The sequence below is a fragment of the Lactobacillus sp. ESL0684 genome, assembly GCF_029392675.1.
Lineage (GTDB): Bacteria > Bacillota > Bacilli > Lactobacillales > Lactobacillaceae > Lactobacillus.
Genome location: NZ_CP113941.1, coordinates 33,906 through 45,000 on the forward strand (window position 1 = coordinate 33,906; position 11,095 = coordinate 45,000).

At 36.4% G+C, this 11,095-nt stretch carries 7 protein-coding genes; 4 read left to right on the forward strand and 3 right to left on the reverse strand.

Annotated elements, in window-relative coordinates; all coding sequences use genetic code 11:
- Window positions 1-14 precede the first annotated feature (14 nt).
- A complete protein-coding gene (locus OZX56_RS00170; RefSeq protein WP_277139722.1) occupies window positions 15-1,943 on the reverse strand; it encodes a PTS glucose transporter subunit IIABC in 1,929 nt (642 codons plus the stop codon).
- Window positions 1,944-2,132: 189 nt separating this feature from the next.
- Between OZX56_RS00170 and treR the strand changes: the two genes are divergently transcribed.
- The gene (treR, locus tag OZX56_RS00175) at window positions 2,133-2,858 is read left to right on the forward strand and encodes a trehalose operon repressor (protein WP_277139723.1); all 726 of its coding nucleotides are present in this window, start codon (window positions 2,133-2,135) and stop codon (window positions 2,856-2,858) included.
- Window positions 2,859-2,866: 8 nt separating this feature from the next.
- The gene (treC, locus tag OZX56_RS00180; protein ID WP_277139724.1) at window positions 2,867-4,528 is read left to right on the forward strand and encodes an alpha,alpha-phosphotrehalase; all 1,662 of its coding nucleotides are present in this window, start codon (window positions 2,867-2,869) and stop codon (window positions 4,526-4,528) included.
- Between the two features lie 80 nt (window positions 4,529-4,608).
- Here treC and OZX56_RS00185 read toward each other — a convergent pair whose 3' ends face one another.
- Window positions 4,609-5,619 (reverse strand): D-2-hydroxyacid dehydrogenase, encoded by a 1,011-nt coding sequence (locus OZX56_RS00185; RefSeq protein WP_277139725.1) that lies wholly within the window; start codon window positions 5,617-5,619, stop codon window positions 4,609-4,611.
- Window positions 5,620-5,992: 373 nt separating this feature from the next.
- Here OZX56_RS00185 and OZX56_RS00190 point away from each other — a divergent pair, with 373 nt between their 5' ends.
- Both OZX56_RS00190 and OZX56_RS00195 read left to right on the forward strand, forming a co-directional pair.
- Complete coding sequence (locus OZX56_RS00190; RefSeq protein ID WP_277139726.1) at window positions 5,993-6,820, forward strand: exodeoxyribonuclease III; 828 nt, start codon at window positions 5,993-5,995, stop codon at window positions 6,818-6,820.
- A gap of 67 nt (window positions 6,821-6,887) precedes the next feature.
- Window positions 6,888-9,722 (forward strand): DEAD/DEAH box helicase, encoded by a 2,835-nt coding sequence (locus OZX56_RS00195; protein ID WP_277139727.1) that lies wholly within the window; start codon window positions 6,888-6,890, stop codon window positions 9,720-9,722.
- 203 nt (window positions 9,723-9,925) lie between these two features.
- On the opposite strand, the gene OZX56_RS00200 is transcribed toward OZX56_RS00195, so the two are convergent.
- Window positions 9,926-10,888: a serine hydrolase domain-containing protein gene (locus OZX56_RS00200; protein ID WP_277140378.1), complete on the reverse strand. Its 963-nt coding sequence runs from the start codon at window positions 10,886-10,888 to the stop codon at window positions 9,926-9,928.
- Window positions 10,889-11,095: the final 207 nt, after the last annotated feature.

Below are 11,095 nucleotides of genomic sequence, written 5' to 3' on the forward strand. Positions count from 1 at the left end.
TTAAAATAATTATATTATTTTGTTCCTGGTCTCTTAGCTTTAGCAACTTTTTTACCCATTGTCATATCATCGTTGTAGCCCCAAAACCAAGTTACAACAAAGGCGATAACGATTGATACGGCACTAGCAATCAAGAAAGTATAAAAACTATTTAAGTCACCAGGATTTTTAGGATTAAAGAAACTGGAAAAGCCAATTAATCCGCCAGTGAAGCCAAACATGGTTCCATGCATTAATCCAGTTATCAGACCACCAAAGGCAGCGCCGATTGATCCGGAAATAAAGACGCGTTTATATCTTAGATTCACGCCATAAATCGCTGGTTCAGTTACTCCACAAAATGCACTAATCATGGCAGCAAAGCCTAACTCTTTGATGTCAGCTTTCTTGGACTTGATAGCAACAGCTAAGACAGCAGCTCCTTGGGCAATCATAGTTGAACAAATGATAGCGTTGATTGCACTTTGTCCGGTACTAGCAATTTGTTGGGCGACTAACGGTACGACACCCCAATGGAAGCCAAAAATCACTAATACTTGGTAAAAGCCACCAATAATGAAGCCCCCTAGCCAACCGGATACAGAAACTAGCCAGTTAATGAAGATAGCAATGCCGTTTGCAATACCTTGAATAACGGGCCCAGTGATTATTAAAGTGATGGTCGCCACGATTAATATCGTAATTAGTGGTACAAAGATCATTTGTAAATAGGTCGGTAATACCTGCTTAAGCCACTTTTCTATTTTAGCAGCTAACCAAGCTGCTAAAATCATAGGGAAGATAGAGTAAGTATAGTCTAGAAACTGGAAATTTAATCCCGCTAAGTTAAACATTACTTTACCAGCTTTACCCCAAGTAATTAGCTGTGGCATTGTGAGCACACCGCCGATTACTGCGGCAATGATTGGATCACTGCCTAGTCTTTTAGCAGCACTAAAGCCAACCCAAACTGGCAAAAAATAAAAAGCTGCATCAGCCATTGCGCTAATTGTAAGATAGGGCACACTGTTGATATTTAGTAGTGACCCTAATTGCGGTAAAGTAAGCAGCGCAAGGATTCCCTTGATAATTCCAGAAGCTGCAATTACGCCGATAACAGGACTCATTGAACCAGTTATGAAGCCAATCAAATTATTAATAGCATGAGAAACTGGATTTTTACTATCATCTTGATTATTGGTGCTTGTGGCTGAAGTATCTAACTTTGGTAGCTGTTTGATTACTGCATCGTATAAGTTAGATACACCGTCACCAATGACAACCTGATATTGACCAGAAGAGTGTAAGACGTCAAGAATACCGCGTTGATTTTTTAGGAGGTCATCATTTGCTTTGTTTTCATCTTTTAAATAAAAACGTAAACGAGTAATACAGTGGATCACATTGTTAATATTATCTGGACCACCAACATTTTTAATAATTAAAGTTGCTAGTTCGTCATATGAAAGCTTATGTTTGGTAGAAGTATCTTCAGTTTTTAAAGTAGCCTCAGCAATACTTGCTAGCGCCTTGGTATTGCCAATCGCTAAATCAAGGTTAGTTAACTTTTCTTGAGAATTGGTGATTACAACAATCACAGTAGGATCTAACTTTCTGTTCTTAATGAGACCAAGATCCATATTTGCGATTATCTGTCCAGCCTTGACTTCATCATCAGGTTTGACTTGGATGTTAAACCCAGTTCCCTTAAGCGTTACTGTATCTATACCCATATGAATGAGAACTTCAAGTCCATCGTTGGTGGTAATACCGATAGCATGCTTAGTCGTGGCAATTGTTGTGACTTTGCCAGCAATTGGGGCAATAATTTCACCAGACTTTGGAATAACTCCAAAGCCTTTACCCATAGTTTCTTTATTAAAAATTGGATCACTGACTTTATTTAATGGAATAATTTGTCCATCAGTTGGACTCAGGAACGTAACTTTTTGATTGAATGTCATTATTTTACTCCTAACATAAAACGTTTACATGATATTATGTTATACTTGTCTATACAAGCTGTCAAATAAATTAAGTTTATAGACATTATTGTCTTTATAAACTATAAAAAGTTAATAATATGCCAAGTTGTTTGCTTGTCTATATATCTATCGTTATAATAAAAAGTAAACTAATTGAAAGGAAATAAGATGGCACAAGGAAAGGCAGATCTTATTGCTCAAGATATCGCAGCTAAAATAAGACATAAACAATTTGTAGTAGGGAGTTTTTTGCCAAGCGAGAGTCAATTAAAGCAGTTGTACGGCACCTCTCGTGAAACTGTAAGAAAAGCATTGGCACAACTTGAAGCACTAGGCTTGATTCAAAAAATTCGTGGTAAGGGATCATTAGTCTTAAATTTAGATAAATATTCGTTTCCAATTTCAGGGATTACTAGTTTTGCAGAATTAAATAAGTCATTAGGTATGCATGCACAAACTAAAGTACTGGCCTTAGAGAAATTAATAACTATACCGAAGATTTTCAAGGAAAAGTTTCCCAAACAGCCTGAAACTAAAGGTATTTATGTTGAACGACTTCGTTTGCTAAAGCAGCAACCTGCCGTACTTGATTGTGACTTTTTATTTAATCCTCCCATATCAAATATTCCTGAGGTTGCAGCAGAAAATTCGATTTATGAATATATTGAAAACGATCTGGGTTTAACTATTTCGTATGCAACCAAAGCGATTACAGTTGAAGAAGTTACGCCGCAATTACAGCAAAAGTTAGGGCTTAAAGATAATATGGTTGTGTTGGTTGCCAGTCAAAGTTTTTTGAGTGACGCAACGCCATTTCAGCTGACACTTTCTTTTCATAATCCAAGTAAGTTTGTTTTTGTTGATTTTGCGCGTAGACAGAAAATTAAGCCTTAGGAGTAAAAATGGTTGATTTAGGTAAAAAAGTAATTTATCAGATTTATCCCAGATCTTTTTATGATTCAAATAATGATGGCGTTGGTGATTTACAAGGGATTATTCAAAAGATTCCGTATATTCAAAAATTGAATGTTGATATGATTTGGTTTAATCCTTTTTTTGTTTCGCCACAGCGTGATAATGGCTATGATGTTGCTGATTATTATCGAATTGATCCGGTTTTTGGGACAATGGCTGACTTCGAAGAGTTGGTTGCTAAACTCAAACAGATTAATGTTGGGGTAATGCTTGATATGGTATTCAATCATTGCTCAATTGATAACGAGTGGTTCCAAAAAGCACTGGCAGGTAATGAGAAATATCGAAAATTCTTTTATCTGAGAAAAGCCAAGTCTGATGGCAGTTTGCCGACAAATTGGCAGAGCAAATTCGGTGGTCCTGCTTGGAGCAAATTTGGCAATACAGATTATTACTATCTTCATCTTTATGATCCAAGTCAAGCGGATTTAGATTGGCACAATCCAGAGGTAAGACAAGCTGTATTTGATGTTGTCAATTTTTGGCGTGCAAAAGGGGTAAAGGGGTTTCGCTTTGATGTTATTAATGTAACTGGTAAGGCTAAAGAACTAGTTGATTCAACTGATCCAATTCAAGAAAAAGGTCTATATACTGATACGCCAGTAGTTCACCGTTATTTAAAGGAAATGAATGCAGCCAGCTTTGGACAAGATTCGGAAAGCATTACAGTTGGGGAAATGTCGTCAACCACAATCGAAAATTCACTTGAATATTCAAATCCAGATGAGCATGAACTTTCAATGGTTTTTAATTTTCATCATTTAAAAGTTGATTATAAAGATGGCCAAAAGTGGACTAAGAAGTCCTTTGATTTTATGCAGTTAAAACAAATTTTAACGCAATGGCAAGAAGAAATGGATGCTGGTAATGGTTGGAATGCACTGTTTTGGAATAATCATGACCAGCCAATGGCATTAAGCCGTTTTGGTGATACTGGTAAATACCGAGTTAAGTCTGCACAGATGCTTGCTACTGCACTACATTTATTAAGAGGAACGCCATATATTTATATGGGAGAAGAAATTGGACTTGTTGATCCAGACTATTCATCGATTGATGATTATGTTGATGTTGAGGCACGTAATGCATATCAGAATTTACAACAAGCGGGTATGAGTCGGGCACAAGCGTTTGATATTATTCATGCTAAAGCTCGGGATAATTCGCGTACGCCGATGCATTGGGATAATAGTAAGTACGCAGGTTTCAGTAAGGTTAAACCGTGGCTAATGCCGACAAATCAATCGGAAATTAATGTGCAGCATGAACTTGCTAACGGTGAGATCTTTTCTTATTACCAAAAACTCATCGAGTTGCGTAAGCAGGAGGAGTTAATTTCTGCTGGACATATCAAGATGTTCTTAAAAGAAGATCGGCAAGTATTTGCTTATGAACGTTTCTTAACTAAAGGTCAAAAGGTGTTACTAGTACTGACTAATTTCTATGGTCAAGAGCACACTGTGAAAGTTCCTGACAAATTTCAAAATAAACCTTTTACTGTATTAATTAGTAATTACCAAGTAACTGATTTTAAGTTGGGAAATGAACTAGTGCTAAAGCCCTATGAAGCAATTGCACTTAAAATTTAAAATATTTCCCAGGAAATAAAAGAGAACTGAGCAATTGTACTCAGTTCTCTTTTTAGATATTAGTTATATGTGCAAGTTTGTTAGAACTCTTTATTTAAGTCAACTGGCGTTTCTGGCGTCTTTCCCTTGATTAAGTTCAAGTTGTTATCAAATGATTTAACAACCATATTGCGAACAGCGTGAGTAGTATAGAAAGCTGTATGAGGAGTTACAGAAACGTTTGGACGTGCAATTAAATTGGCTAAACGTTCATCTGGAAAATCCTTATTACTCCAGTCTTCGTTAAAAATACCAACTTCATTTTCGTAAGTATCCATTACAAAGCCAAAGACTTTACCCGAATCAAGACCACGGATAATTGCGTCAGTATCAACTAATGGACCACGAGATACGTTAACAATCACTACGCCATCTTTCATTTTCTTGATTGAATCATCATTGATCATATGGACGTTTTCAGGAACATCTGGTACGTGCAATGAGATTACGTCTGCTTGTGCGTAAATATCGTCAAGGCTATCAACGTAATAACCCTGCTTTTCTAATTCAGGATTTTTGAAGATATCATAAGCAATAACTTTGGCACCGAAGCCCTCCATAATCTTCATGAAAACTTGACCAATGTGGCCAGTTCCGACTACACCAACGGTCTGATCACGCACTTCACGACCAATAGTTGGTGCCCATTGTAAATTGTGTTTAGCGACTTTTTCTGCCATGCGTTTATCTTGACGTAAAATATTTGCAGCTTGGACAGCAGCGTGTTCAGCAATTGCATTCGGAGAGTAAACTGGTACGTTGGTCAACTTAAAGTCTAATTCCTTAGCTTTCTTTAAATCAACATTGTCAATTCCGACGTTGCGAAGTGACAAGTTGTGAATTCCTTCATCAGCTAAGGCTTGTAAGGTCTCAGCTGTATAATTTAGTTGTTGGTATGCAACTACACCATCAGCACCTTTAGCTAATTTGGCAGTTTCAGGAGTTAGCAATTGGTCAGTATATTCAACTTTAATATCCTTGTGGGCATCTTTCCATTCTTTAACGTATGGTTCTTCGTCTTTGCGAATTGCATAAGCGTATATTTTAGTCATAAAATTGGACCTCCATAAAATTAAAAATATTATCTCTTGTGCTATTATACACTTGTATTGTCAGAATAAAAAATAAAAGTTTGTGAAAAAGCAATTTTTGTTAAAATATTAATTTAATAGGAACTAAACGTATGATTAGATTAAGAAATGGTAAATTTATATCAGACAAGTGATGTAATGATTAAATAAAAACAGTTTATTATGTAAAAACATTCACGAAAGCGATGTCAAAAATCATGAGAGGTACGAATTTATTTATCTAACTGGTTATTTTTAGAAATAATTTCCAAGAATAGTTCGATTAGGTATTGAGAGTTTGTGTCATTGATGAAAAACTTTATAATAGAAACTGATAGGATAAAAGGAGAACAAAATGATCTTAATTTCGTGGAATATTGATTCATTGAATGCAGCTTTAACGGGTACATCTGAGCGAGCCGAAGAAACACGTAAAGTATTATCCCAAATACATGATAAGCAGCCAGCTATCATTGCTATTCAAGAGACTAAATTACGTGCGACTGGTCCAACTAAAAAGCATCAAGAAATTTTGACAGCAGAATTTCCAGAGTATGATTATGTGTGGCGCTCGGCAGAGGAACCTGCTCGTAAAGGATATGCTGGTACGATGTATTTATATCAAAAAGGATTAAAACCAAAGGTTACTTATCCGGAAATTGGTGCCCCAACGCCAATGGATCAAGAAGGTCGTATCATTACCCTTGAATTTGCACAATATTTTGTAACACAGGTTTATACGCCTAATTCTGGTAACGGCTTGAAGCGTTTGAGTGAACGGCAAGAATGGGATAAAAAATATCTGGAATATCTGCAGAAGTTAGACAATAAAAAGCCAGTGCTTGCTAGTGGCGACTATAATTGTGCTCATGAAGAAATTGATTTGAAGCATCCAGACAATAATCATCATTCAGCTGGTTTTACGGATGAAGAAAGAACTGGCTTTTCACAATTGCTTGATGCTGGATTTTGTGATACTTTTAGAAAAATAAATGGTAATGTTACAGATGTCTATTCATGGTGGGCTCAAAGAGTGCGGACGGCCAAAGCTAATAATTCTGGCTGGAGAATTGATTATTGGTTAACTAGTAATCGAATTGCTGATAAAGTTAATCGTTCGGAAATGATAGATACTGGCTCGCGTGCTGATCATTGTCCAATTCTACTTGATATTGATTTATAAAAGACGAAACTCATGGTATTGGGTTTCTTTTTATTTTGTGTAAAATACTAAGTTGAGGCGATATTAAATGAATGAACCACTACAAGATGCAATTTTGAATGGTCTATATGATCCTAGCTATTCGGAACATGAGGTGCTACGGCCACAATTATTGCAAAATACTAAGAACAATAATATTTGGCTGACTCTACGTCAAGAACTGCTAACATGTAATAGTTTTACCTGGGCTGTAGCGTTTGTAACCCAAGATATGCTAGTTCCACTTAAAGTTGTTTTGGCAGACTTAGCTAAGAAAAATGTTTCGGGTACGCTCATTACGGGTGACTACTTAGGGTTTAATGCTCCGCAAGTTTTTTATGAACTATTAAAAATTCCTAATTTAACGGTAAAAATAGCTTCAACCCAAGGCTTTCATGCTAAAGGCTATCTGTTTGAACACATAGATTGGCAGACATTAGTAATTGGTAGTGCTAATTTTACTCGTTCTGCGTTGCTTAGTAACTATGAATGGGCATTAAAAGTCAGTTCTACCCAAAACGCGGTGCTAACTAAAGAAGTAGCCGACCAATTATGTCAATTGAAAGCCAATAGTAGATCATTAACTTTAGATTGGATCAATGACTATGAGACTAATTGGACAAGACCAGTAACGACATCAGCTGTAAAAAATATTTCCCAGGAAATAACGCCTAATCAAATGCAACAGGATGCATTACAAAAACTAGATCAACTGATTAAAGCAGGTGAGCATCGCGGCTTAGTAGTTTCTGCTACGGGAACTGGGAAAACATACTTGGGTGCCTTTGCTGTTCAAAAGTATCAACCAAGAAAATTTTTGTATGTTGTTCATAGAGAACAAATTGCTAAAAAGGCTTTGGCTAGTTTTAAACAAGTAATTGGTGGTAAAAACTCAGATTATGGCTTGTTAACAGGACACAAACATGAAACCAATTGTAAATATCTCTTTGCGACGGTTCAAACGCTGTGTAGACCAGAAACATTAGCTGAATTAAAGCCAACTGAATTTGATTATATTCTAATTGATGAAGCGCATCGGGCACCAGCGCCAAGCTATCAAAAGTTGTTTGATCATTTTAAACCCGATTTTTGGTTAGGAATGACGGCAACTCCTGAACGTATGGACGAGCAAGATGTTTATCAACTGTTTGACTATAACTTGGCGTACGAAATCCGTTTGACAGACGCGCTGGAAGAACATATGCTGACACCATTTCATTATGTTGGGGTTGAAGACTACGAAGTAGATGGCGTTAAAATTGATGAGACAACCGATTTACGTAATTTGTTAGCACCTAAAAGAGTAGATTATATCCTAAATCAGCTAAATTATTACGGCTATTGCGGCAATAAGGCTAAAGGCCTAGTTTTTTGTAGTCGTCAAAAAGAAGCACGTGAACTTGCTCAGATATTCACTGCTAAAAAGCACCCAGCAGTTGCTCTGACTAATGAAGATAGCGAGTCTAAGCGTGCACAAGTAGTCAAACAGCTTGAAAACGGCGACTTGGAGTATATTGTTACAGTTGATTTATTTAATGAGGGCGTTGATATTCCAGCCCTAAATCAAATCGTGATGCTGCGCAACACCCAATCTAGTATTGTTTTTATTCAGCAGCTAGGGCGAGGACTACGTAAATATCCGCAAAAAGATTATGTCACGGTGATTGATTTTATTGGTAACTATCAAAATAACTACTTAATTCCCATTGCTTTAAATCAAGACAATAGTCGCGATCAGGATAAAGTGCGCGCGGAAACCCTATTACCGAGCTTTATTGATGTTTCTACGATTAATTTTAGTCGGATTGCTTCTGAACGAATTCTAGCTTCACTTGATCGAGTTAAACTGGATAGCATCAAAGAATTGCGCCAATCTTATCAGGAACTAAAACAAAAATTGGGGCGAGTACCACTACTGCTCGACTTTTATCAAGAAGGCTCGACCTCACCGTTGGTATTTGCACGTAATAACAGCTTGCAGCATTATGGTAAATTTTTAGTAAAAATGGGAGAATCATTAACTTTATCAACATTTGAAGATGGTGTCTTATCATTTATGACCAAGGAATTGCTGAACGGAAAAAGACCGCATGAATTATTACTTTTGCAGCAATTATTACAGCAGCAAACAGTAGGACTAGCTGAATTTGAGCAAATCTTAAAAAAACATAATGCTTACTTTAATTCAGCAGTTGTGACTTCGGTTGAAGATATTCTAACTTTAACGTTTTTTGAGATTAAACAAGGTAAGACTACCAAAAAAGAGCAATATGGTGGGCAAGCACTAATTGAACATAACTTGCTAGGCTATGAATTAGCACCGCAGCTAGTCCAATCTTTGCAAGGTAATCCAGAATTTAGAAAACTATTTAGTGATGTAATTGAAACAGGACTGCTGCTAAATCAGCCTTATGATGATCAAGCACAATTTACGTTATATCAGCAATATGATCGCAAAGATGTTTGTCGTTTACTTAATTGGCCAAAGGATGTTTCTGCACCAATGTATGGGTATCGAGTAGACGAACGAGAAACGCCAATTTTTATTACTTATCAAAAGGCCTCAAGTGAAAAACGCAATGCAGTATATCATAATACGTTGGCTGATGGTCGTAGCTTACGGTGGTACACACGTACACCGCGGCACCTTAATTCAAATGAAGTCCAACGTTTGCTTAATACCCCGCAGATGGTGCTACATTTATTTGTTAAAAAGAGTGATGCCGTTGGCAAACAATTTTTCTATTTAGGCCAAGTCGATATTCAAAAAGAGACGGTGAAAGAAGAGTTAATTGGCCCTAAGAAAAAAGTGGCTGTAGGGATGAATTTGTTGCTACGACATCCACTCGAGGCCAAAATGTATAACTTATTATTTGCAGAATAAAAAAGTGTCTGGGAAAAAACTCAGCACAAAAGGGAATGTTAGAATAAAAAGCTAACATTCCCTTTTTGATGCAATCTTTTGTTCATATTAAGCTCTGAAAAAGTTACAAAGCTTAAAAACATTTGCAATAATATTCGATTTTAACGGCCACTTTTAACCCTAATTTTTAAAAATCAGAGTTATTTCCCAGACACTTTTTGATTTTATCTTGAGACGAAAGTCCCTGGCTTAATGTATTGTAAAATATCATAACCCACGTCTTTTTCAGCATTTTCATTATCATTAGTTTGGTTTAGGAACATGACAATACCGTTTTGATTGTCAGTTGTTAATTGCACCCAACTACCAAAATGCAAATTATTAAGGCTACCATAAGCTAGTTTTAGTGTGTCGTTTTTCTTCAAATACATGCCTCCAGAATAGTCATTTACTTTGCTATTTAGGTGGGTTAAGTAATTGAAGTTTTTCTTAGTTAAAATGGAACCATCACATAGTCCAACTTGAATTTTATAATAATCTGCTGGGGTAGAGAACAAATTACCCGCTCCAGGAATTTGAGAAGCAAGTGAACGTTTAACGTAACCGGCTTTTTGATAATTTTTGCCACCATTTGAATAATAGGAGATCGCATCCGTCATCCGATTAGGGATGTTTTGATACAAATATGTATTTTTTAAGCCAAGTGGTTTGATGATCCGCTTTTTGAGATTGGCTTCATATGATTGACCAGTAATTTGTCTAATGATACCGGCAAGCAGGATATAATTACTGTTGTTGTAATGATAGGTGCCGACTTTATCGGATGAAGCAGCGTTAATATTATTGACTACCCAATTAATTGCATTGGCTTCAGAGTAATTATAACCTCGATTGATTTCGGTTTTAGTAGCCTTAATACCAGATGTGTGGGTCAATAAATTGCCAATCGAGATTTTATTGGAGTTTCTCAGAGTTGGATACCAACGGGAAATCTTGGTATATTGTGAAAGTTCAGGATTTTCATCAATTAGCTGAACGATCATTGCAGCAGTAACTACTTTTTGCAGAGATGCAGTTGGATAGACCACTTTAGCATTGCCATTACCCAATTTTTTGCCATACCAGGCATAGCCGTAACTAACAGTTTGCACCTGACCGTCTTTAATTATAGCGACACTACCTCGCATGTGATGCTTTTTTAGGGTGTTTCTGACGAAGTTATATGTTTGGACTTGCTCGTTAGTTTGTGCTGCATTAACAGTAGTTGGTCGATAAAAGCTAGCAGCACTTCCAAAAAGTAATGCTGTTAATATGAAGAGTCTATGTTTCAAGATTAAAAATGTGCTCCTTATATAGAAAATATTATTTTTAGTATAGAATACTAGTGTTAACAA

What these genes read in the sequence shown, in the direction of transcription:
- OZX56_RS00170 (WP_277139722.1), bottom strand. Translation starts at nt 1,943, where the DNA reads ATGACATTCAATCAAAAAGTTACGTTCCTGAGTCCAACTGATGGACAA.
- treR (WP_277139723.1), top strand. Translation starts at nt 2,133, where the DNA reads ATGGCACAAGGAAAGGCAGATCTTATTGCTCAAGATATCGCAGCTAAA.
- OZX56_RS00190 (WP_277139726.1), top strand. Translation starts at nt 5,993, where the DNA reads ATGATCTTAATTTCGTGGAATATTGATTCATTGAATGCAGCTTTAACG.
- OZX56_RS00200 (WP_277140378.1), bottom strand. Translation starts at nt 10,888, where the DNA reads ATGCGAGGTAGTGTCGCTATAATTAAAGACGGTCAGGTGCAAACTGTT.
- OZX56_RS00195 (WP_277139727.1), top strand. Translation starts at nt 6,888, where the DNA reads ATGAATGAACCACTACAAGATGCAATTTTGAATGGTCTATATGATCCT.
- OZX56_RS00185 (WP_277139725.1), bottom strand. Translation starts at nt 5,619, where the DNA reads ATGACTAAAATATACGCTTATGCAATTCGCAAAGACGAAGAACCATAC.
- treC (WP_277139724.1), top strand. Translation starts at nt 2,867, where the DNA reads ATGGTTGATTTAGGTAAAAAAGTAATTTATCAGATTTATCCCAGATCT.